Genomic DNA, 22,871 nt, shown 5'->3' on the forward strand with positions numbered 1-22,871 from the left:
ATTAATTTATTAAAAATAGAAACAAAAAAAGCGTTTCTCATAAAAGAAACACTTTTAACATGATCTATTTTTGACTAAATATGAGTATGCACTAAATTAGTCAGACATCGATTTTTATAAAATCAAACAACTACTATAGATTGTTCTGATATATTTTCTTTCGCCCAAATCAGCGCTTGCACTCTGTTTTTTACATCAATCTTTTTAAAAATATTGTGAAGATGCGTTTTAACCGTATTTTCGCTTACAAATAACTGCTCAGCTATTTGTTGATTCGAGGCCCCCATAGATAAAAACATAATGATCTGTTGTTCCCGCTTGGTCAATATTGCCGGAACGTTTTTATTAATTGGCCTGCTATGACGACGCAGGTGAGTAATGTACTGTTGTGCGAATTTACGACTGAACCACATATCGCCTTGGAGCACCTTGTCAATGCCCGTTTGTAAGGTTTGTATATCGTCTGAGGTATAGAAAATGCCGGCAAGTGAACGCCAGACAAAGAGCTCATCCGTTGAGATAGATTTGTCACAGTTGATGAGGATTTCAAGCGTTCCAGTTAAATTGGGGGTTTTAAATTCCATATAACGAGCAAACACTTCATCTGTGATAACGCTGTAATCTAGGACAATCGCTGATATAGGTCGATTTCTAACAAATGGGCTAGCAAGATTTTCGGGAGTGATCAGTAGAACGTTAATACCGAGCTTCGTTTCCAAAACATCCTTTAAGAGAGATGACTGTAGACTGCCCTCCGTAATTAAGATGACATTCCTTGTAGTTTGATGCTCCATCCTGCTCGCATTCCTTTAGTAGTTTAGATTGAAATATGCAATAGAGTAGATAGAGCGGGAGCATTGTCAAGTATGAAAATCCCTAGTACTAATTAGTAAACTATTGAAGTGTCAATAATTTTTAAGTAACAACATGATGTAGGGAGAAATGGTAGAGAAAAGCTATCCGATTAGAAAATGATGAGTAGAAGTCGTGCTTGTGACTTAGTAAATTGAAGGAATGATGAATTTCACGAATGAAAAAAGGGAGTAAGCACTCCCTTTTTATTAATGAACCGGAACAGAATTTTTCTGATTAAACTTGCCGAAGTATTGCTCCAAAATTTCTGGCGTTAACTTGCCTTCTGCTTCTAGCTTTTTAAGCTCAGCCGCAATGGCTTTTTGCTCTTCTAGCGAAGGTAGCTTTACTTCTGGCTCCTCTGCAGCTTCTTGAGAAATCTGCGCTAGTTCTTTTTCGAAGTCGTTCATAGTACTTACCTAAATATAGTCATTAAACTGTTCAACTTCGTCTATTCTATCCAACTCTAGAGTTTGAAGCTACCAACCATCTTATCTAGGCGAGATGAAAGCTCTTGAAGATCGCGGCTTGCGCCAGCCAACTCTTCCGCCGTTGCAGTTGTCATCTCGTTGATCGCGTTGATTTCTTCAATATTCTGATTGATCGTATGAACCACGGTAGATTGCTCTTCCGTTGCCGTCGCAACTTGCGTGTTTCGATCGGAGATATCCGTAATGCGTTCAGAGATATTCACCAGCACTTCTACTGCTTCATCCGTCGAAGCCACACCCTCAAATGTAACCGCTTTGCCAGCTTCCATCGCGCTTACTGCGTCCTGAGCATCACTTTGAAGCTGGTTGATCATACGTTGAATCTCTTCCGTTGAATCGGCAGTGCGCGACGCTAGGTTACGAACTTCATCTGCAACTACCGCAAAGCCTCGACCTTGCTCACCTGCGCGTGCCGCTTCAATCGCTGCGTTCAGTGCCAACAAGTTTGTTTGCTCAGAGATATCGCGGATTACACCAAGGATAGAGCCGATATCTTTCGTTGTAGAAGCAAGCTGTGTCACAACGATGTTTGTCGTTTCCACATCGTCAGCAAGACGGCTAATCACTTCTTTCGCTTTCATCACAACTTCACGACCCGTCTGAGTATTATCAGACGCTTGGTTTGCAGTATCGGCTGCCGTCGCTGCGTTAGACGCAATTTCACTGATCGTCGCACCCATTTGGTTGATCGCTGCAACTACTTGAATCGTCTGGTCACGTTGCTCTTGGCTATTGTCGTACGTTGACGTTGCTTTGCTCGACACGCTGTCTGCCGCTTGACTCAGTGCACCGCTCGTCAAAGATACCTCTTTAATGGTTGCGTGGATTTTCTCAATAAATCCGTTGAAACCTTTAGAAAGTTGCGCGATTTCATCATTGCCACGAATTTCAATACGCTGTGATAAATCACCTTCGCCTTGACCAAGATCGGTAAAGCGATCTGCAATCAAACGAATTGGCTTAGTGATACTGTTTGCAAGCAATACGCCCATCAAAATGAACACCAACGCCACTACAATGGTTGTGATCATCATTTTTTGGCCAGTTGCATTGAGGTCAGCAAACACTTCGTCAACAGGCACGACGCCAACAACAAACCAGTTCATTGATGGCACATACAAACTCGCGATGAAATTGTCCTTACCTTCAAACTCGACATTAATTAGGTTGAAGCTGTTTTTGCTCAGCAGTTGATCCGCGTTGCTGCCAAAAAGCTGCGCAATCGACGTTTTGTTTTTGCCTTGTTGACGATGAATTTGAATGTCACCTTTTTCATTCGTTAAGAACACGTAACCTGTGTCCTCAATTTGGAAGCTGTTTAGAAGTGACACCATGTCATCCATCGACTTAGATAGACCCGACATCGAGATACCGTTTAAGTCTTGGTAGTTAGTGAACATTTTCACTTCACCATTAGCTTCTTGGAAAACACTCACTGATGTTTCGCGACCCGAAGAGGTGAAACCAAAGAACCACGCGTCTTGCGAATGGTTTAGCTGACGCAAGAAACCATTTTGGTTCCAGTAGTACGCTGTTTTACGGTTTGCGACCGATGCGTCATTCAATCCATACTGAGATTTGATGTTGTTTAGCTGCTGAACAAGCTGCGTTTCAGAAAACTGTGGGTGATCAGTATTTTTTAGCGCTTCGACAACAAATTCGTTTGTTGCTAGTTGCTTCGCCGCTTGCTGCATTTGCACAACTTCGCGGTCAATTTCAGTATTAATTTGTTGCAGCATGGCTGGCAACTCAATATCAATCAGGCGGTGACTTAACACGTCTCTCGCATGGCGTTGAGCCATCACACCAACGATAATGGTTGATGCAAGAACAGCAAAAGTAATACCAAGTACAACCTTTTGTTTGATACTCAGAGAATGAAGTTTCAACATATTCGGACCTTTTAAAAGAATCACTTGTTATTGGCATCCTAGATAGTGGCTATCAGGTGCATATCTCTGTGACATACACAGCATGGAACCTATATCGACCTGAGCGAAAAAAACTAGAGGTATTTCTCACTATCTTATGCAAAATAAATGTAACACCCTGTCATTCAAGCACTTTCAGCGTTTTTCTTCGCTTGCAATCCTTTTCTTTGCCCCAATATTGAAAAGATAAATTTCGAGAGCGAACAGGAACTTTTTCCTGATTGGCAATGACCAATACTCAAAACGAAAATCAAATGGATATCGAGAGTCCAAAGCATGCATAAATCAAACTTCGAAACTCTTCAGCACTATTTAGAGTCTCAGATCATTGGCCAGCATGATCTGGTTAAACAACTGTTGATCGCCCTTCTTGCTGACGGGCATATTTTGGTTGAGGGTCCTCCGGGACTTGCTAAAACTCGCGCCGTAAAATCACTGTCTGATTGCGTAGAAGGCGACTTCCATCGCATTCAGTTCACCCCAGATTTGCTGCCTGCCGATTTAACCGGTACGGATATTTTCCGCCCAGAAACGGGCGAGTTCACATTCCAATCTGGGCCGATTTTCAATTCACTCATTCTTGCGGATGAAATCAACCGTGCGCCAGCCAAAGTGCAAGCCGCAATGCTTGAAGCGATGGCAGAAAAGCAAGTCACCGCAGGTCGCCACACCTACGCGCTGCCTGAGCTGTTCTTGGTCATGGCGACGCAAAACCCGATAGAACAGGAAGGTACTTACCCTCTTCCAGAAGCTCAGCTCGATCACTTTTTGCTTCACTTAGAAGTGGATTACCCAGATGCAGAACATGAATTAGCGATCTTGCGGATCAATCGTGGTGAAGCGAAAGGTGAATGCTCTATTGAGCGCCCGAGCTTGAGTCAGCAAGACATCTTCACCGCACGCCAAGAAGTGCTCGACATCCACATGGCAGAAGCCATTGAGCAATACATTGTGCGTTTGGTGATGGCAACACGCCAAGCAAGCGAATACGACAGTGAGTTGGATAAATGGCTAGCAATGGGTGTCAGTCCGCGTGCAACCATCGCCCTTGACCGATGCGCTCGTGCTCATGCTTGGTTAGCAGGTCGTGATTTTGTCTCTCCTGAAGATGTCCAAGCAATGGCGTACCCAGTGTTACGTCACCGATTATTGCTCAGCTACCACGCTCAAGCAGAAGGCGTAACGGCAAATCAAGTCATCGATAAGTTGCTAAGCTTGGTTGGCAGCGCATAAAGCGGGTGAGTGACATGTCTGCAAACCATCCATTACCGCCTCATGCGAATGGGGTGACATTAACACTGGAAGAACTGCTTCAATATCGCACGCAGTCGGTACGTTGGTTGCCACCGGCACAAAGCATTTGGTCGCAGATGAGCGGCAACCATACGAGCCGACAAAAAGGTCGTGGTATGGACTTTATGGAAGTGCGCCAGTATCAAGCCGGAGATGACATTCGCAGCATCGACTGGCGAGTCACAGCGCGCACCGGAAAAGCACACACTAAATTGTTTGCGGAAGACAAAGAACAAGCGGTGATTTTGTATCTCGACCTCAGCTCAAGCCTTCACTTTGGCTCAAAGTACGTATTGAAGTCCGTACAACTCGCTCATTTCGCCAGTGTTCTTATTTGGCTCACATTAGCCAAAAAGGATCGTATTGGCGCCGTGATTGATGATGGACACCAATGCTTAGAATTTCGCCCTTCCTCTTTGCAAAAACAGGGGCTACGGATTCTCAATGCTATCGTTGATACCCATAACGCGCAGTTGACTCAAGATCCAAATCATGAGACTCGCACAATGCCATATTCGCAAGCGTTAGAAACACTCCACACACTCACGCCAAAAGGCAGTGAACTGATTCTACTCAGTGACTTTGCACATGTAGAAGAAAGAGAGCTAACGCAACTGCGTCGCCTTAAACAACACAACAGCGTGAGAGCCATTCAGTTTTACGACCCATTGGAAAGAGGAGAGACCGACTTTCGTGGCCAAGCAAAAGCCTCTGATGGTCGTCGTAGCCAATGGTTCAACTTCGGCTCAACAGGACAAAGAAAAGCGCTCGAAACACACTTTACTCAACACCAAGAATCCATTAAACAGCAGTGTCATTCGATGGCGATTCCATTTAACACGCTATCAAGTGGTTGGCCTTTGATTCAGCAATTAAGCTAACAGGCCTTACAAAGCAGTTTTCAATAAAGCAGTAATAATAATGACAACAAACAACCAAAGCCTAAACCTTGAACCTTTGATTTTGCCGAACGCTCCGGATTGGTTCCCACTTGCGTGGGGATGGTGGGCAATGCTTGCGGCGATCGTTCTTTTTGTTTTAGGTGTATATTTGTATGCAAAATGGCGTAAAAAGCGCTTACTTGCCCAAAAAACGGCATTAAAGCTTTTGACTCAATCCGTCACACCTCATACGCCTTCCTCTGCTCTGGAAATTCTGCGTCAAGCAGCATTGAGTTACTTCCCACGTGAAGACATCGCCCCGTTAACTGGAATGGCATGGTATGAATTTCTCGACAGTCATACCAAAGAGACTCGATTCGTAGACAAACAACAACAGTGGCAAGCCGCGTTATATCAAAAGTCGCCTCAAGAGCAACATCAAGATTTGATCGACGATTGTGCCTTTTGGATAACTCACGCTTTGCCACCGAAGAAAAAGGCAAACACCCGTGACTGAGCAAACACTCATGACAGACCTTTCCCAATGGTTAAACATTGAATTTGTCTGGTGGTGGGCACTTTTTTTGTTGCCCTTACCTCTGCTGATTTACAAGCTTCTTCCTGAAGAAACTCGACAAGCAGAAATCAAACTGGCGTATTTGCCAGAAAGCAAAAACAGCCATAAACCTAAACAATGGCAACAAAAGTCGTTGTCGGTAGCCATTTGGACGCTATTGGTCATCGCTTGTGCGAGACCAGTTTGGTTTGGCGAACCTGTCGAGTTTCAACCTAAGTACCGAGACTTAATGCTGGTGGTTGACCTTTCAGGCTCCATGCAAAAAGAGGACATGAACTTAGAAGGCGAGTACATCGACCGACTCTCTGCCGTGAAAAAAGTCCTATCAGATTTTGTCGCGAAGCGAAAAGGTGATCGGCTTGGAGTAGTTCTATTTGGTGACCACGCGTACTTACAAACGCCACTGACGGCTGACCGACAAACCGTTATCCAACAAATCAAGCAAACCGTAATTGGCCTAGTTGGTCAACGAACCGCAATTGGCGATGGTATCGGCTTAGGAACAAAAACCTTTGTCGATAGCGATGCGCCCCAGCGCGTGATGATTTTGCTCAGTGACGGCAGTAACACCGCTGGTGTGTTAGATCCAATCGAAGCGGCTGAGATTGCGAAGAAATACAATGCCACTATTTATACCGTCGGCGTAGGTGCTGGCGAAATGATGGTGAAAGACTTTTTTATGACTCGTAAGGTCAACACCGCAGCCGACCTTGATGAACAAACGCTCACGAAGATTGCAGAAATGACTGGCGGGCAGTACTTCCGTGCGCGAGATGCCGAACAACTTGAAAAGATCTACGACACAATCAACAAACTGGAACCTGTATCAAGCGACACCCAAACTTGGCGGCCTCAGTCCGAATGGTTCCCATATCCATTGAGTGCAGCTTTAGTGCTTTCTATGTTGTTGTTCCTGCTAAGGAGAAAACATGGCTGAGTTTACTTTCCTTAACCCATATTGGTTACTGGGACTGATAGCAATCCCCTTCGTACTCCTGATTAATCAAAAATTTAGAGCGAAAAAATCCGCGCTGATTGCCCCGCACCTCGCCAAAATGCTTGGGAAGACTACCCAGTCCAAACCCTATTTTACGATTTGGGGCTTGGCTTGGGCGATTGCCTGCGTAGCGCTCGCTGGGCCGAGCTGGCAATCAAATACACGTCCAAGCTTCGAGCTAAGCCAAAATCGCATGCTAGTGCTAGATATGTCTCGCTCGATGTACGCCAACGACATCAAACCCAATCGCCTTACTCAAACACGTTACAAAGCGTTGGACTTGTTGCCAAAGTGGAAAGAGGGGGCGACTGGATTGATCGCCTATGCAGGCGACGCCTACAGCTTGAGTCCGCTAACGACGGATGCTAGTACGCTAGCAGGTATCATCGAGAACTTGTCGCCAGAGCTGATGCCATTCCAAGGCTCGAACCTCCCTGCTGCGATCGAATTGGCGTTAAGTCAATTTTCACAAGCAGGAGCAAACCAAGGAGACATTGTTGTTCTTGCCGATGATCTTGATGATTCAGAATTGGCACGCTCTCTGAATTTAGTTAAAGGTAAAAACATACGAGTCTCGGTTCTTGCAATCGGCACGGCAAACGGCGCACCGATTGCCCTACCCGACGGCTCGCTTCTTAAGACCACGCAAGGCTCGACCGTTGTTGCCAAAACACACCTGAAAAACCTACAAACGCTAGCCAACAAGACGGGCGGTATGTTTGTTCCTATTCAGCACAACAACCGAGACGTGGATAGCATCGCAGCGTACACGAATAATACTGGGAACAACTTGGCAGCAAAACAGAATCAAGAGGTCAAAACCGATTCTCGTTTGAATGGTGGATTTTGGCTATTGCCTCTACTGTTACTACCTACCGTTTTCCTGTTCCGCCGTGGTGTAATTTGGGTATTTGTCGCAGCGCTGCTTCCAATGACTTGGACTCCAGGTGCACAAGCCAACCCGTTCTTAAATGCAGATCAGCAAGCGGCTAATCTCTATAAACAGGGAGAATATGAACAAGCCAAAAACCTGTTCACTGACCCAAGTTGGCAAGGCGCGGCAAGTTACCAAACTGGCGATTACGAAGCGGCCATCAAAGCGTTTTCGAATGACCCATCACAAACCGGCCGCTATAACCTAGCGAACTCGTTAGCACAAAATGGTCAGTTAGAAGACGCAGCTGAGCAATACAAAAAGCTGCTTAAAGAAAATCCTGATTTTGAAGCAGCGAAGAAAAACCTGTCGGTTGTGGAGGAGAAACTGAAGCAGCAACAGCAACAGCAACAGCAACAGCAACAGCAACAGCAACAGCAACAGCAACAGCAACAGCAACAGCAACAGCAACAGCAACAGCAACAGCAACAGCAACAGCAACAGCAACAGCAACAAAAGTCTCAGAATAGTACTAAACAAGATCAAGGACAGCAGTCACAAAATCAACAAGACGCTGAAAATAAAAAAGAAAAGCAAAAATCCGAACACAAAGCTAAGCAGCAAAAGGCCGAGACGGAAGTAGAAAAGAAAGGTGAGCACAAAAAAGGTGAACCTATGCAAGCGCAAGCCCAACCAGAAAAAACACCTCAGGATGATCCTGAATTCCGCCGCCTAGAAGCTGTCGAAAGTGCTCGAGATCCAAGCTTTTTGATTCGTGCACAAATGCAGTTGCAAGCTCAACAAAAACAACGTCCACAACAATCTCAGAAGGAGTGGTAAGCCCGTGATGAAAAAAGGCGTACATCTGGTCTTTATTCTTGTGGCCAGCCTGTTATCTAGTTTCTCGGTGATGGCACAAAGCCTCCAGGCAAGTGTCAACAAAACTGAAGTGGCTAAAAATGAAGTCATCAACCTACGGATAATGGCAGACTCAGAAGTGGCGTCCGACGCCATCGACTTCAGCGTATTGGAAAAAGATTTCTTCTTAGGACAGCCTCGCTACGGACGTTCGAGTAACAACATCAATGGTCGAAAATATCAGCGCACAGAATGGAGCATTTCTATAGCGCCAATGAAAGAAGGGATAATTACGATCCCGAGTTTTTCGGCCGATGGCATGAAAACCGAGCCAATTCAGCTAAGAGTCACGGCGAACAAATCGGCACCCGATCTGGATGATTTGTTCAGCTTCAATATGAGTGTCGATAACCATACGCTATATCCGCAGCAATCTGCGAATTTACGCATGCAACTGATCATCAAGGCCGACACTCGCCGTTTAGACAACCCACAAGTTGTGCCACCACGTATTGAAGGCATGAAGCTTGAACCTGTTGGTGAAATGCAACAAGGGCAGCGAGTCATTTCTGGGCTTGAAGTGACAGTGGTGGAGCAATCTTTCCGCTTAACCGCAGAACAACCGGGAACATTCACGCTCCTTGGCCCACAACTGACTGGATCTTATATCTATGGCGATAGTCTGACGGGCTCAACCAAGATCATGCCGATCAGCACAAAAGTGGAGCAAATGCCAATAACGGTAAAAGCCATACCTAGTGAGTTTAAAGGCAGTTGGTTACCCGCATCGGCACTGCAAATGACTCAGAGCTGGCAAGACGATCAAGGCAATACGCTATCCGCCAATACGGTAAATAACGTGAAACAAGGTTCGTCTATTACTCGTACCATTCAAATCAAAGCTCGCGGTACACAAGCCGAATACTTACCGCGTATTACTATGGATTACCCAAACTCCTTACGCGTTTACCCTGAACAGCCTCAATTCGACACAGCAAGAGATGGCACGGTAATCATGACGGTAAAACAAGTGCTGATCCCAACAGAAGCAGGCGAATTCACGCTGCCAGGCTACACACTGAATTGGTGGGACAGTAAAAGCGATGAAGCAAAGCAGGCAAACTTGTCTGAGCTGAAACTGAATGTGGAACAAAGCGATGCAGGCTTGATTACCTTACCTGAAACCGCGCTTCCTATACCAACCGTTTCAAATGCAGCTCCTGCCCAACAAAATGGCGTCGATAAACTCTGGCAAACGCTCACTTTTGTTTTTGCAGGCTTGTGGATTCTTACTGCCGCAATTGCATTCGTAATTTGGAAAAAGCGTCCTGTTGCTTCCACAGAACCATTGTCAGCATCAGAAAAACCACTTTGCGTTGAAGCGTTGAAACGCATCATTAATGAAGGCGACGAAGCGAAAATCGAACGCTCGGTAAACGAGTACTTGAGTACCCATCGTGACCGACTAAATCCCGAAGATGTTCAAGCGATCAAACTCGAACTCGATGCCATGAACAGAGCACGTTTTAGTCCAAATCAACAGCCATGGAGTCACAAAGCCCTGTTGGAGAAAGTGCAAAAACTGGCCAAGGCCAAACGTGACAAATCTAGCCACCAGCTAGAAAAACTATAAATAAGAATGGCAGCGCTCTAAACGCTGCCATTTTTGGTTTCTGATGTTCAAGAAGTACGTAAAAACAAACTCACGCTACAATTTGATCTTTTTGAGGGTCTTTTAACTCATATCGTTTCACGCAATTTCTCCCACTGCTTTTCGCCTGATAGAGCGCCTTGTCGGACAACTGATACAAGTGGTCGAAATTGAAGTCTTTGCCTTTGGTTTTGTAGCAGGAGTAGCCCACCGAAACCGTCAGCAATTCACCTTCTGGGTTATGTTGATGCTTGATGCCTTCATCTTCAATGCATTGACGAATGCATTCCGCTCTCAATCTAACCTCTTCTTGGTTTGAGCCGATCATCAATAACACAAACTCTTCACCCCCAATACGACAAAAGACCTCGTCTTCATCTTTGGTATGGTGTTCAAGAATGTTCCCAATGCGCATCAGTGCAATGTCGCCTTCAAGATGACCATAGTGATTGTTAAACAAACCAAAATGGTCAATATCAATCAGAATCAGACCGAATGACATCGCCTCTTCGCAATCCAATGCGCAGTATTTTTGCATCACATGTTCCAGCATACGGCGATTGCCAAGGCGCGTAAGTGGATCGAGTTTAGACAGTACTTCGAGCTGGCGATTCGCCTCTTCTAGCTCTTTAGTTCGATTCTGCACTTCTAACTCAAGGTTTTCATTTAACTCTCGAATCGCCTCTTGAGCTTGAGTGCGTTGCAGCACCTCGGCCAAACTGGAAGAGAACATACGAATCACTTCGCGCAGTTGAGAGGTTAACGGCGCACGAGTGAGCAAGTTATCGACGGCAATAAAAGCGATGGGGCCACTGCTGTTTGAGGTGAGAACCGTCATTGCCGCCCAACCAAAACCGACGATATTACAGTCGTGGTAAATGGGAACGGATTCTTCGAATGCAACTTCACTCGGTACGGCGCGAGCCAAATTGATCAGAGAGAAGTTTTGCGTCTCACCAAAGAAATAGGACTCATCGACGACATTCCCTTGAATGTCCGTGCCCCAAGTGCCCTGCATGTATGAGCAGTTTTCATCGGTCAAAAATACCGCCATACGATCAATACCGAGGTTTTTAATCGCGAAAGTCACTGCCGATTTACACACATCACTAACGGTTGTACAGCGTGATAGCTCAACCATGCTTGAGTGCAACATGCGCACATTCTGCTCTTGGCGCTTACGGATATAAATTTGTGAGAAAAGAGAACCAAACGAGTCCAACATCTGTTTTTGATACGCCGTTATCGGCTTGCGATGAATGAAGTTATCGAGCGCAAACCAACCGAAGGGCTCATTGCCGTCGCGCAAGATTAACATCGCGTTCCATCCCTGCCCGACCACTTTGCCCGCCGTGTATATTGGCGCATCTTCGATGATCACTAAATTGCTCTCAAGGCTCGACAGCGCAGCGATGTATTCCTCACTCAGTTGATGAAGGTCGTACTGCGTGTGGAATTCATCGATCGTAATACCAGACTCATCCGTGCCGTATGTACCGCTGAAACTGCGCTTTTTCATGTCCAGTAGCATCAGTGTGGTGCGGTCAAAGCCCAATCGTTCGCGCAGGGCTTCGACGGCTTTGTAATACAAATCTTTTAAGGAATCAGGGTTGGAGATCTCGAGTGCGACTTGCTGAACTAACTTCATGTTTTCGATAAAGCGTTCGCGCTGGCTAATTTCATCGACGTATTGAGCTTCACGGATGTCTCGATGTCGCATCTCTTGTGATGCATTTTTCTCGGCTCGAATGCATTGCCAACGCGCAGCCGCGAGCTGCATTGCGTCGTAGCTTTCTTCGTAAATATTGTGTGCGGTGCGAGCTTGGACAGATTGGATAAGTAAATAGGTGCGTTTTATTGGCGTGTTGTCGAGCATCATTATGTAGCTGTCGCCACCTAAATCTTGGGTGTGATTCCAGTTACAAGTGTTAATCGCCAGAGGAATAATGCTTTCGGATGTATCAAATTGGCAGGCCCAGTCCCAGAAAATCTCAGGGTACTTTTGAATAGGGTAAAGCTCTCCGCGAGAAAAACTCACAGAACAACGAGGATTGGTTAAAGGGTCTTCAAAAATGGCGATCGCGTGGGGGGAAAAGAGGTTCTCTAATTGATCGAATATTGCTTCGGCCAGTAGCCGGTGGTCCCTCGTTGAAGACACTTTTCTCGTAAAACTTTTTAAATTCACCCTACCAACCTAATTTACTTTTTTATCCTCGATAAAAAACTACGCAGGTGGTGATATGCAATCAATATAATCAATTTTGAGCTGTTAAGTAATTCGCAAAATTTTCGGACTAAATTTCACATTCGAGAACTCTTCAGCACTTTTAGCACCATGTTTCACGAGAATTACATGTTGCATAAAAGTGGCCAATGTCGCTTAATTTTTAATAATTATTTATGCAGATAGATTTTATAAATCAGCACCTTAAAAAGAAAAAGGCCCCTCATAAAGAGGGGCAAAGTTACCATCGCTTATAGTTATTTGGTTATTTCAAAAAATGCGGTTGTTAACCGAAGTCGCCGTTTACGTACCCTTGCGTACGGTCGTCTTGAGGGCTGCTGAAGATCACTTGAGTATCGTTGTGCTCAACCAGTTCACCCATTAGGAAGAACGCGGTGCGGTCAGAGATACGACGCGCCTGTTGCATTGAGTGAGTCACGATTACGATGGTGTAGTTCTTCTTCAGTTCTTCCATCAATTCTTCAATTTTGTGAGTTGCAATCGGGTCAAGTGCCGACGTCGGTTCATCCATCAGAATTACGTCCGGTTCCATCGCGATAGTACGCGCGATACACAAACGCTGCTGCTGACCACCAGAAAGGCCGAATGCGTGTGATTTAAGGCGATCTTTCACTTCATCCCAAAGTGCTGCGCCGCGTAGCGAACGCTCTACCACTTCATCAATGGTCTTTTTGTCTTTGATACCTTGAGCACGCAAGCCGTAAGCCACGTTCTCGTAGATGCTCATTGGGAATGGGTTTGGCTTTTGGAATACCATGCCGACTTTAATGCGAAGATCCGCAACGTCAATGTTACCGTAGATGTCTTCACCATCCATCGCCAGCTTACCCGTAATTTTTACGCCTTCGATAAGGTCATTCATGCGGTTCAAACAGCGTAGAAGCGTTGATTTACCACAACCTGATGGGCCGATAAGAGCCGTCACTTGACGAACAGGAATAGGCAGGTTGATCGATTTCAGTGCTTGGTTTTCACCGTAGAATAGGTCTAGGTTTTCAATATCAAACTTGTTCATTGTCTTAATCTCTTAAATCTTGAATTCGTGTCTTTTAACGTGCGTTCTTAATTGGTTTTGTTAGTAAGTTGCTGTGTTAAAACGTCTTGCAATCAGTTTAGTCACCATGTTGATCAAAAGAACAACGACGATCAGCACTGTTGCCGTACCGTAAGCCTGATTCCATTCTTCAATGGTAAACAGCTCGGTAGTCAGTTTGTAAAGATGAACGGTTAGCGTACGGCCTGAATCCAATAGAGAATCCGGAATACGAGCAACCATACCTGCTGTCAGGAATACTGGAGCAGACTCACCAATGACACGACCAATACTTAGAATGACCGAGGTTAAGATACCTGGCATCGCGCTCGGAAGAATCAAACGCCAGATAGTGTAAATTTTTGAAGCGCCAAGGCCGTATGAGCCTTCACGATACGTTTGTGGCACTGCCATCAATGCTTCTTCCGTGGTACGGATGATAACTGGCAGGATTAGGATACTTAGCGTCAGTGCACCCGATAGAATCGAGAAACCAAGACCAAGAATTGCCACGAAGAAAGTCATACCAAACAGACCGAAGATGATCGACGGAATACCTGCTAGGGATTCTGTACAGAATCGAATCACTTTCACCAAACGGCTGCCGACTTTTGCGTATTCAGTCAGGTAAATCGCCGTCATGATACCCAGAGGTGCCGCTACTGCAATGGATGCAATAACCATGTAGATGGTCGACACAATCATCGGGAAGATACCGTGCTCATCGCCGGTACGAGTGTAATTGTCAGTAATGAAGTTCCAATCTACGTGTTGTAGACCGTTTGATAGGATGTACCAGATAATCCAGAACAGAAAACCTACCGTTAGTGCAGCCGAAATCCAAACGAAAGCGTTAAAGACGTTATCTTTGAACTGGCGTGCTTTTTTCAGTTTTGCGCGATCCATAATAGTCACCTTTAACGAGCGATTACTTCGCTTTTTCTCGGTTTAGGTAAAGAAGTACAGCGTTCAACGACATGATGAAGACCAGCAGTACCACACCTGTTGCGTACAGTGCGTTCGCGTGAACACCACTTGCGTAAGACATTTCAATCGCGATGTTCGCGGTCAGCGTACGTGCTGAGTCGAGAATACCTTCTGGCATTGCCGGTGCGTTACCCATCACCATGATGATTGCCATTGTCTCACCCAACGCACGACCGATACCAAGAATCACACCAGTCATGATGCCTGAACGAGCCGCAGGAACGAGCAGTTTGAAGATTGTGTAGATTTTTGAAGCGCCAAGAGCCAAAGAGCCTTCTTTGTATGCACGAGGCACTGCTCGAATAGACGTTTCAGATACCGTGATTACGGTCGGTAGAATCATCACACCAAGAACAATGATACCCGCCAAGATGGTGTTACCCGCTGGCACATTGAAGATGTCTTGAATCAAAGGAACGATGATAACGAGGCCGAAGAAGCCATACACCACCGAAGGGATACCCGCTAGCAACTCAACCGCAGGACGAATAACATCAGCCAAACGCTTAGGCGCGATTTCAGCGATGAAGATTGCGGTAAGCACACCAACAGGAACGCCAACCATCACCGCACCCGCAGTAGAGACTACAGAAGCGACAATCATTGTTGCTACGCCGTAAAGCGCAGGTGGAAGCCAGTTTTGGCCAAGAACGATGCCCGATACTCCAGCTTCTTGGAAGGCAGGAATACTCTCTCGAACAATAAAGTAAGCAATTACTGCTAACGACACAATGCCGATAACAGCACTGGTTAGGAACAAGCCGTGGAAGATACGCTCTTTCCAGTCTACACGACGTTTCTCGCGTAGGCCTGGCTTGCTGATAGCTTTAGCGTCAGTATTCATAAGCTTTTCACTATTTGTTGCGATGGTCATTTAAAAATCTCACGGTTCTGGGTATTGCCAATGAACGCTATGGATAGAAAAGGCTCAGCCCTAAACGGTGGGCTGAGCAAACTTAAGAGTCCCGATAAATTAGTGAACTGAGATGTAACCGTTTTGGTCAACTAGCTTTTGCGCATCTTCAGTTAGCATCCAATCTAGGAATTTTTGCGTTTCTGCAGATGGCTTGCCTTCTTTGTAAAGCACAAGGAATGGGCGAGCTACTTTGTAAGAACCGTTTTTCACGTTAGCGACTGTTGCATCAACACCGTCGATTGCTAGAGCGTTAACTGTGTTGTCTACTGTACCTAGTGAGATGTAGCCGATTGCGTATGGGTTAGACGCAACCATTGTTTTAAGTGCGCCGTTACCGTTAGCAACTTGAGCACGTTGAGAGATTGCAGATACTTTCTTGCCAGAGATTTTCATTTTCAGCGCCATGATGTCTTCAAATGCACCACGAGTACCAGAAGCGGTATCACGAGTGATTGCTACGATTGGCTTATCTTCGCCGCCCACTTCTTTCCAGTTTGATACTTCGCCTTTGTAGATTGCTGTCACTTGTTCAGCAGTTAGACCTGCTAGCTTGTTTTGTGGGTTAACAACAACCGCGATACCGTCACGAGCAACCACTTCTTCAACAAGTGTTGGCTCTTTTTCTGATTCCTTCAGGTTACGAGAAGACATACCTAAGTCTGCTGAACCGTTTTTCGCCGCTTTAACGCCAGCTGAAGAGCCAGGGCCTTGAACCTCGATGAATACGTTCGGGTTCGTCTTCATGTATGTTTCAGAGAAAACTTCCATCAGTGGAGTTACGCTGCTAGAACCCACTGCAGAGATAGTTTCTTTAGCAGAAACAGGAGTCACTGCCATTGCGCCTAGAAGTGCGATTGCACCGATTACTGTCTTTTTCATCACAATTTCCTTAAAGTGGCTTTATTGCCGTTGTGTTTCACTTGAACGGTGCCCACTTTAGAATCCGAATATGACAGTTGTGTTTCACTTAGTTGAACCCTCTATGACACGTTGTCATTTCTGTATATTAATTCCGCAACATTTCAGGTTGTGTTATTTCCTCGCTTACTTCCACGCCTTTCTACATCTATACAAAATGCCAAGTCCTTCAATTTTGCTACATTTCATAACAATTCGGCATTAGTAAGTGATTGATTTGAAAAATGTATTCATTAGAATCCTTAAGGTTATTAATAATAATGATAATAATCAAAACTATAGAGGGTCAATCATGCGTCAATTTCTTAGTACGCTTTCTATTAAACTTCAGGTCTTTTTACCTGTTCTATTCACCGTTGTATTACTCGTCATTGGATTGAGCGTCGGAATCGGCAAGCTCGACCAAGCATTCAATAAGGTTTCCACTTCCACCAACAAGCTGATCATTCATAAAGAGGAACTCAGCGCCATCGTAGACAACACCTACGCCATGCGCATCAAAGCCATTTACAGTCTATTTAGAGCCGAAGATGTCCAATCTCTCAACCAAGAACTGTCTGATAGACAAAACAAAAACCGCGATTTTCTGAATTCCATCGATAGCCTCCCAGGCGTTCAAACCGAAGTGAATGCCATGCGCAAAGCCATGGATCACTATGTTGATTTCACGCGCGTCACCATGACACCTCTGCTCACCACCAAACACTCTTCTGGCTACACCACATCCGATTTCAATCAAAAGTACGAATCTGCGATGGCAGAATATCGATTGGCTGGCGAAGCAATGATCAACGCCATCGACAACCTGTCTAAACAATTGAATCAAATCGTCACCGATGAAGTGGAAGCGAATGGCGAACAGCATTCAACCACGCTCACGTACAGCGCGGTCTCGCTTGCGGTGATCTTGAGTGCCGCTTCTCTTATTAGTTGGATACTAGCCAGCTATATCGTTGCACCGATTCGTAACCTTCAAGGAACCATGCAAGAAGTCGCGAAGGGAAATCTATTGGTTAAAGCCGAAGCCATCGGAAAAAACGAAGTGTCGCAGCTGGCTCAGGATGTAAATCAAACCATCGACAAACTGCGTGAAACAGTGAGTGCATTAGTTCGCATTAGTGAAGATGTGGCATCAGCATCGACTGAGTTAGCGACCGTTATGACTCAAAGCAGCGTCAATTCGGATCAAGAAAAACAAGAAGTTGAGCAAGTGGCTTCGGCGATCAACCAGCTAGAATCTACCGCAGCTGAGGTATCGACCAATGCACAAGAAGCCGATAGCTCATCAAATCAAGCACGCATGCTGACCTCACAAAGCCTGAGCATGTTTGAAGAAAGCACTCGCGCAAGCGAAAAAATGGCGGAGCAACTCAACGAAGCCGCAGCCGTCGTGACGTCGCTAAAAGATCAATCAGAACATATTGGTCGCGTGATCGAAGTGATTGAAGGCATTTCTGAGCAAACCAATCTGCTTGCACTGAATGCAGCAATCGAGGCTGCACGTGCGGGCGAAAGTGGCCGAGGCTTCGCGGTAGTGGCCGATGAAGTCCGTATGCTAGCGGCGCGAACTCAGGAGTCGACAAAAGAGATCCAGACCATCATTGAAGAGCTTCAACAGCAATCTGGTCACGCGAATGAAAGCATGCACTCTAGCTTAGCCATGCTGTCAGACAACCAAGCTCTGGCACAAGAAGTTAGCCAATCACTTGCTAATATCAGTAACGCTATCGCCGAACTGAACTCAATCAACACTCAAGTGGCGACCGCATCAGAAGAGCAGAAACAGGTCACGGCTGATATCAATAACAACTTAACAAACATCTATGAGCTGGTGAGCCAGAACGTAACTGGTATTACGCAATCCGCCGCTGCCGCTCAAGAGCTTTCTGGCCTAGCGGAAAACCAGCAGCAACAGTTAAGACAGTTCCAAGTGTAATCACTCATTGTGGTGTAAACACATGCGAAACACTGAATGAAATACGAAAAAAGCTCCGCAAATGCGGAGCTTTTTAACGTCATTGTCTTAACAGCCACTTGTCGATTAATCTTCGTCTGTGACAAGCAACACTGAAAACTGGTTCGCCTCAGGAGAATAGCCAATAACATCTCCATTCACGCTTTCGAACGTCATGATTTGTCTAGCGTCGGTGCCGGGCGTGTTGCTCCAGATATAGCTACCTAAATCACCAGTTTCCAGCGAGTATGCGCTTTCAAACGCCGTACCATTCATCGAAGGATGGAAACAAGCACGCTCTGTGAGTGTAACTAACTCTTTAATATTCGGTAATCGCCACTGTTTTTTATCTGCAAAATTGTGTAGTACATGGTTGCCCGAGGCATTCCGAATTTGCTCCGCAGTAAGCAGCGCGTTTTGCCATGTTACTTTTTGAGCTTCCCCAGAACACGCTTTTTGAGCCATATCCCATGTCATACCAACTGGGCAGCGCATCCAAGTGAGTCCTGTTTTTAAATCTGTTACAACACCTAGATCAGAGTATAAGTAGCGAGAATTCGGCGCTGACTTCACAAAATCCAAAGAGCATTCCTGAGCGGCCATCGACGCGTAAGAAACAAGTACAAGAGATAATGCGGTAATAAGTTTTTTCATCTTACTCTCCTTTCTCAGCAACTAGACGAATTGGAAATTGGTATGAATCATCAGCTGTTGGATCTTTTTTATCGGAATAAATCTCAATCGAGCTAGATTGTCCACGGTCGGCACCTCGAACCGTTACCAACGGCATTCTTAAGTACTCGGGCGTTTTTACCTTGTCATTTTCAGTAAAGGTAAACGCCTGGAACCAAACCGAACCGTATTCCAAATAAGGACTACCTAACGTTTGCTGTGGGAAGAACTTAAAATTCATTCCATAAACGACGCCACTTGCATCTTTCTCTGTTTCACCGAAGTCGAGAACATCATAAAACTCCTGATAATCCGGTAAGCGCCAATTTGTGATGCCACACAGTGACTTCTGGTTGAAGTGCTCAATGTATTGCTTAGTTGAGCAAATATCATCTCTTGCGTTGACACAACCAACCTGTTCCAAGTCTTTAGAAAATGGCTTAAAGTCTTCTGATTCGTAAACAAACAGACGATCTTTAAACTGAAGCGAATTTTCGTCAGCACTTTTGTTTTCCCAAACCAAACCCGTGCGCTCATCTAATGTACAAGCCCAAGTGGTTGCATCCACCTTTAGCTTCTCGCCCGTTGCACTTAACTTAACAAACTTGAAGCCATTACCTGTCGCCGCCTGCTTCTCTAACTTGTCAAAGCCAAATTCAGCATCTTGTCCTGGGAAAAGTTCTTGAGGCGTCGCTGTGTTCGAATGTCCTTTAGCGACCGTATAATACAAAACGGTACCCGTATCGTTACCTACCGAACCAAGCGCAGATAAAGAAGACAGCTTGGCCGCTAACTCAGTGAGCTCCGCATCACTCAACAAGTACGCCGCGAGAGATTTGTCGTTATAGCTGAGTGTTTGCGCCATCGTCGTCATGCCAAGTGTGATGTGTTCTGGCTTCATTTTGCTTAGCAACCCGACCGTGTTTTGCTCAATGTATTCCAACTCAGACGCATTGGGATCCGACATCACGGTGCCAGGCAGCTTCACGTTAGCATGTGCAAGCCAATCTTTTAGAACTTGTTCTGCTTGGCTGACGGTTTTACCATCAATAACCAGCGCCGCGATTAATGTGGTAACGCCATTAATGTCGTTGCCTTTGCTCAAACCTCGGCCCGGCGTCATCATGTTCAGTGTGAGCTCATCGCCTTGGTCAACCTGAGCCAAAATTGGACTGGTTAAAATGTTCTTGTTTGTCGAGGTAATCGAGAACTCACCTGCGTTATTACTTTTTGTGCTCGGCTCAGTCGCATCACACACAAAGTTCTGGTTGAGATCGATGCACACTGGTGTATCTAACAACGTACCTTTCGCAGAAATGGTTCCCGCTACGTTGTAACTTGGCGCCGTTGCGTCACCACCACCAGAACCGCCGCCACAACCAACAAGGGCCAGTGAGACTGCAATGAGAGAATATTGAAACTTCATAGGTCTTATCTTCTTTTTGATGAATCGTTATTACGAGAGCGAACCACTCTCAACATTGAAAGCACAAGCAAGCCAAAGAGCGCCCAAGGTGAGCCACTCCCACCCGAGCCATTGCCGTTGCTTTTCGAAGTGGTATCAGCACCGCACTGATACTGGTTAAAGTGACTCACACCCCACGCTTTTAGTGCGCCCGAGTTGCCGACCACCCGATCGGAGACTTCTAGTCGCCACGTTCCCCAACTAGGCTCTCCAACCAATGCTTGCAGCTCTGAATCGTGCTGAACCGTGAAATAGCCCGTAAACCCACCCGATTGACTCGGCTGATGGTTAAACAGCACTACAGACTGGCCTTGTGGCGACGTCAACGTGATGTGTAAATCCGCTAAATTCGCGTGTTCGATATCGAGATAAACGGCAAATGAGTCATCAATTTTCTGCGTTTTGTCTGATAGTGTTTGAACAAAAATTTTGTTCCCTTGCACTTCTTGACCGCGCGAGTTAATACTCGCATCGGTGAGCGCATCCTCGATAGTCTTGGGCTTATTCAAAAGTAGAGGAATACCATTCACTAGCGCCGTCACGTTTTGCCAAGATTGCGCCTTAAGCCCTTCAGCAAACTGATAATCCACTGAAACTTTAGATTCAAACGGTGCACCACACGTCAGCCCCGTTGGTAAGTTGGCACTGAAAGAGGCCGAGTTTGCCAGTTGCACATCGACCGCTTTCGATGTGTCGTTGTTCAGTGACCAATTGCCCTTTACGCTTGCAGATCGGCCGGTGTGAGAAAGCGTCAACTCGACCGTTTCCCCAGCGTTGATGTAACGAGATTGATATCGGGCGTTAAAAGGAACTTTGAGTAAGTTATGCTGTGCGAAGCTATCTTTCAGAATTTGTGCGTACTCTTTTTCAGGGAAAAGCATTGTCGCGGCAAACACGGTGGACTCCGCCAAATCATGCATTTTCACACCACGACCCACGCCGTACATGCCTTCAAGCACAATCGAGTCAAAGTCACGGAAAACACGATCCGAACCATCGCCATAACGAGCAACGGACGCTTTCAAGGCTTGGAATAAAGGTGTCGACCACAACTCGTCGCCCAATTCACCACCAACACTTTCATGCGCTCGGTATTCCGCTCCTTCAAAGTAACGAGCACGTTGGTTCCAGAGACTGCGTGTTGCGCGGCGAACGCCAAACATGCCATCCCAGTTGAACACGGTATCAATCTCAAATTCCTGACCACGGCGAGCCGCATCTAAATACTGTGTTCGGAAGCTCGCGCTGCCCGCCCAGTAATCACCGACACCTTCTCCAATCGCGCCAGTGTGGCCATACGCCCAGTCGGGAACGATTTGATAGTGAATCCCGTGTCCTAGCTCGTGCAAAATCACATCTGCATCCGCAGCATCCGGAGATACTCCGCCAACGCCTAACATCAGCGCACGCGAACCTGTGTAGTAAGAAGAGTTGTCTAGCGCTAAACCTCGTCCATCAAAACGAAGCGGCTCTTCAAACAAGTCATAGCTCAAGCTCGATAAGTACTGCAGTGAGTTGTCAAGATGATAAAACGCCATCAACTGCAAAAAGGCATTGTCGCCAAGCTGAGCACTTTGCATCGCTTTTACATCAGCAAAAGATTGAACACCTTCAGGTGGCAAAATACTGCTTGTATCGCGTACGGGCTCCGCACCTACCGCAGGTGTAGGCAGTAATGCAAGTGCATCCACCTGTTTAACGCGCTCGTTGGCTAGGTAGAACTTGCCGTCAGACTGCAAAACTTGAATCTGCTTCTCAACATATTGAAGTGGCTGCGGATAATCCTCTAACGAATTCCAAGCGGAATCAGGCGCAGCTTGTTGCTGCATCGTACGTAAATCAGGATCAAACACTGAGACGGGAACCGTCACTAACTCACCGGAGCTCAACGCTGGCGGCTCGGTCACTTCCAATCGAACAGGCAATTCCAGTTCTGCGGCTGGCATCGCCTGACCATTACGAATAACCGTATCTTCAAGGCTTTTGAAAATACGCTCGATTTGGCGGTCTTGGTTAGTCGACAACACAATAGTGCGTTGCGGTTGATACTGACCATCGACCCACACATCAAAGTTATAATGATCTCCAAGCTTAGAACGGGTTTGATAGCGAAACTTAAGTTCGCCAGCGCTAGCGTAATTGGCTTGTAAGTAGCGTAGCGCTTCGGCTTGGTTCGTGACCGTAATAGCCGCGCTAGGGTAATCCCACTGCGCTGCGTTCGTCACTTGAACGCCTGCCAACGCAAGAGAAAGCGCTAAAAGTTTGAGTTTCATGCT

Annotated in this window: 18 protein-coding genes; 7 read left to right on the forward strand and 11 right to left on the reverse strand. The window is 46.0% G+C overall.

Features of this window, described 5'->3' with window-relative positions; all coding sequences use genetic code 11:
* Nucleotides 1-122: 122 nt before the first annotated feature.
* From ACF8CV_RS08430 to ACF8CV_RS08440, 3 genes are all read right to left on the reverse strand, one after another.
* Entirely contained in the window at nucleotides 123-794 is a 672-nt protein-coding gene (locus ACF8CV_RS08430; RefSeq protein ID WP_045545887.1) for a LuxR C-terminal-related transcriptional regulator, read from the reverse strand.
* 267 nt (nucleotides 795-1,061) lie between these two features.
* Nucleotides 1,062-1,262: a chromosome segregation ATPase gene (locus tag ACF8CV_RS08435; RefSeq protein WP_005462979.1), complete on the reverse strand. Its 201-nt coding sequence runs from the start codon at nucleotides 1,260-1,262 to the stop codon at nucleotides 1,062-1,064.
* A 56-nt stretch (nucleotides 1,263-1,318) separates the two neighbouring features.
* Nucleotides 1,319-3,235: a methyl-accepting chemotaxis protein gene (locus tag ACF8CV_RS08440; RefSeq protein WP_182020932.1), complete on the reverse strand. Its 1,917-nt coding sequence runs from the start codon at nucleotides 3,233-3,235 to the stop codon at nucleotides 1,319-1,321.
* A 315-nt stretch (nucleotides 3,236-3,550) separates the two neighbouring features.
* Here ACF8CV_RS08440 and ACF8CV_RS08445 point away from each other — a divergent pair, with 315 nt between their 5' ends.
* From ACF8CV_RS08445 to ACF8CV_RS08470, 6 genes are read left to right on the forward strand one after another with little or no spacing between them, the layout of a single operon-like run.
* Nucleotides 3,551-4,507 (forward strand): AAA family ATPase, encoded by a 957-nt coding sequence (locus ACF8CV_RS08445; RefSeq protein WP_392425373.1) that lies wholly within the window; start codon nucleotides 3,551-3,553, stop codon nucleotides 4,505-4,507.
* Between the two features lie 14 nt (nucleotides 4,508-4,521).
* The gene (locus tag ACF8CV_RS08450; RefSeq protein WP_138938067.1) at nucleotides 4,522-5,448 is read left to right on the forward strand and encodes a DUF58 domain-containing protein; all 927 of its coding nucleotides are present in this window, start codon (nucleotides 4,522-4,524) and stop codon (nucleotides 5,446-5,448) included.
* 40 nt (nucleotides 5,449-5,488) lie between these two features.
* Nucleotides 5,489-5,965: a DUF4381 domain-containing protein gene (locus ACF8CV_RS08455; RefSeq protein WP_029850478.1), complete on the forward strand. Its 477-nt coding sequence runs from the start codon at nucleotides 5,489-5,491 to the stop codon at nucleotides 5,963-5,965.
* Entirely contained in the window at nucleotides 5,958-6,962 is a 1,005-nt protein-coding gene (locus ACF8CV_RS08460) for a VWA domain-containing protein (protein WP_171055941.1), read from the forward strand. The genes ACF8CV_RS08455 and ACF8CV_RS08460 overlap by 8 nt, the downstream gene beginning before the upstream one ends.
* Entirely contained in the window at nucleotides 6,955-8,736 is a 1,782-nt protein-coding gene (locus ACF8CV_RS08465) for a VWA domain-containing protein (RefSeq protein ID WP_392425376.1), read from the forward strand. The genes ACF8CV_RS08460 and ACF8CV_RS08465 overlap by 8 nt, the downstream gene beginning before the upstream one ends.
* Nucleotides 8,737-8,740: 4 nt before the next feature.
* Nucleotides 8,741-10,387: a BatD family protein gene (locus tag ACF8CV_RS08470; RefSeq protein ID WP_196216430.1), complete on the forward strand. Its 1,647-nt coding sequence runs from the start codon at nucleotides 8,741-8,743 to the stop codon at nucleotides 10,385-10,387.
* A gap of 70 nt (nucleotides 10,388-10,457) precedes the next feature.
* Here the strand turns inward: ACF8CV_RS08470 and ACF8CV_RS08475 are convergent, their stop codons facing one another.
* The 5 genes from ACF8CV_RS08475 to ACF8CV_RS08495 all read right to left on the reverse strand — a co-directional run bounded on the left by ACF8CV_RS08475 (nucleotide 10,458) and on the right by ACF8CV_RS08495 (nucleotide 16,465).
* The gene (locus tag ACF8CV_RS08475) at nucleotides 10,458-12,536 is read right to left on the reverse strand and encodes a GGDEF domain-containing protein (protein WP_025535120.1); all 2,079 of its coding nucleotides are present in this window, start codon (nucleotides 12,534-12,536) and stop codon (nucleotides 10,458-10,460) included.
* Nucleotides 12,537-12,915: 379 nt separating this feature from the next.
* Entirely contained in the window at nucleotides 12,916-13,665 is a 750-nt protein-coding gene (gene pstB / locus ACF8CV_RS08480) for a phosphate ABC transporter ATP-binding protein PstB (RefSeq protein ID WP_020838153.1), read from the reverse strand.
* Between the two features lie 60 nt (nucleotides 13,666-13,725).
* Nucleotides 13,726-14,589, reverse strand: coding sequence for a phosphate ABC transporter permease PstA (gene pstA, locus ACF8CV_RS08485; RefSeq protein WP_005478161.1), 864 nt, complete (start codon nucleotides 14,587-14,589; stop codon nucleotides 13,726-13,728).
* 22 nt (nucleotides 14,590-14,611) lie between these two features.
* Nucleotides 14,612-15,544, reverse strand: a complete 933-nt coding sequence (gene pstC / locus ACF8CV_RS08490) for a phosphate ABC transporter permease subunit PstC (RefSeq protein WP_005462956.1) — start codon at nucleotides 15,542-15,544, stop codon at nucleotides 14,612-14,614.
* 99 nt (nucleotides 15,545-15,643) lie between these two features.
* Complete coding sequence (locus ACF8CV_RS08495) at nucleotides 15,644-16,465, reverse strand: phosphate ABC transporter substrate-binding protein (protein WP_005462954.1); 822 nt, start codon at nucleotides 16,463-16,465, stop codon at nucleotides 15,644-15,646.
* Between the two features lie 331 nt (nucleotides 16,466-16,796).
* Between ACF8CV_RS08495 and ACF8CV_RS08500 the strand changes: the two genes are divergently transcribed.
* Nucleotides 16,797-18,440 (forward strand): methyl-accepting chemotaxis protein, encoded by a 1,644-nt coding sequence (locus ACF8CV_RS08500; protein ID WP_138938069.1) that lies wholly within the window; start codon nucleotides 16,797-16,799, stop codon nucleotides 18,438-18,440.
* 105 nt (nucleotides 18,441-18,545) lie between these two features.
* Here ACF8CV_RS08500 and ACF8CV_RS08505 read toward each other — a convergent pair whose 3' ends face one another.
* Genes ACF8CV_RS08505 through ACF8CV_RS08515 form a run of 3 tightly spaced genes read right to left on the reverse strand, consistent with a single transcriptional unit; the run spans nucleotide 18,546 to nucleotide 22,868 of the window.
* Nucleotides 18,546-19,112: a DUF1566 domain-containing protein gene (locus ACF8CV_RS08505; RefSeq protein WP_005462950.1), complete on the reverse strand. Its 567-nt coding sequence runs from the start codon at nucleotides 19,110-19,112 to the stop codon at nucleotides 18,546-18,548.
* 1 nt (nucleotide 19,113) lies between these two features.
* Nucleotides 19,114-20,556: a DUF1566 domain-containing protein gene (locus ACF8CV_RS08510; protein WP_138938070.1), complete on the reverse strand. Its 1,443-nt coding sequence runs from the start codon at nucleotides 20,554-20,556 to the stop codon at nucleotides 19,114-19,116.
* Between the two features lie 5 nt (nucleotides 20,557-20,561).
* Nucleotides 20,562-22,868 (reverse strand): proprotein convertase P-domain-containing protein, encoded by a 2,307-nt coding sequence (locus ACF8CV_RS08515; protein WP_138938071.1) that lies wholly within the window; start codon nucleotides 22,866-22,868, stop codon nucleotides 20,562-20,564.
* Nucleotides 22,869-22,871: the final 3 nt, after the last annotated feature.

Origin of the sequence: Vibrio sp. zbq_1 (assembly GCF_043102935.1) — a bacterium.
GTDB lineage: Bacteria > Pseudomonadota > Gammaproteobacteria > Enterobacterales > Vibrionaceae > Vibrio > Vibrio parahaemolyticus.